General features: G+C 41.5%; 1 protein-coding gene. It reads right to left on the bottom strand.

The features are described 5' to 3' along the window. Positions 1-719: viperin family antiviral radical SAM protein (locus AB4585_RS22260; protein ID WP_372170984.1), on the bottom strand; the 719-nt coding region annotated here is incomplete at its 3' end. Positions 720-861 lie beyond the last annotated feature (142 nt).

Raw genomic sequence — 861 nt, 5'->3', positions numbered from 1 at the left:
CAAAGTGCGATCCCGCCCTGAGGTAACCCCAATCCACTGTGCCTTTCTAAAAAACTGTTAAACTGTGCCTTGGAAACAAGTAGTTCATCATCACCATATGTCATGACATGCAAGATTTTCCATTTGTAGGGTTTTAGTTCGGCGATTAGTTCAGAGAAATCTTCTTCGAAATTAAGACTATTCACGACAGTGTTGATCTTTGTTTTTATACCCTCTTGGGACTGAGTCAGGCGTGCTAGTGCCTGTTTTAGATCGTCAGAGCTGAAAGAATTCCCTTTTCGGTCTTTCCTTCCAATTTTTCTCCGTGTGTTTAAGCTTTGACTGTCAAAGCTTATTCCAATCATATCCAGTATACCTTTAGGCAATGCCAGTTTGTCGTAACTTAAATAATGTCCGTTAGTTATGGTTGAAGTACTAAAGCCTTTTTGTTTTGCCAGCATCAAAGCAGTAATGAATGTATCTCCTAGCATCATAGGCTCACCGCCAGCAAAATTAAGGCGAACACTTTCGTAACCAAGCTCCTCTTTTAAGGTTGGAGTGCCTTTGATGAAGTAGTTAGCTAGTTTATCTAGTAACTTTGCAACTTCTTGCTCGGAACGATGTAGTTCATTGGGGCGTCCCCATTTTGCGAAGCAGTATGTACAACCGTAATTACAGACTTCTGTTAGGTGCCAATTGATTACTAGTTCTTTTGTTGTACCAGGTTGGATAGTTGTCATTGTTTTGCTCCTCATGTATACAGGAGGCAAGTATGAAAACATCAGCTCTAGGAAAAAATGAAAAGCAAAGTCCCCCCCCTCTCACCCCAAAAAAGGGGACGTGGGTTTCAAGACAGTTTGGAGCGGCGTTGTTGCCTAAATT

Origin of the sequence: Vibrio sp. 10N.222.49.C9, from assembly GCF_041474985.1 — a bacterium.
In the GTDB taxonomy this organism is placed as follows: Bacteria; Pseudomonadota; Gammaproteobacteria; order Enterobacterales; family Vibrionaceae; genus Vibrio; species Vibrio crassostreae_C.
This window is presented reverse-complemented; position numbering and strand designations above follow the sequence as displayed.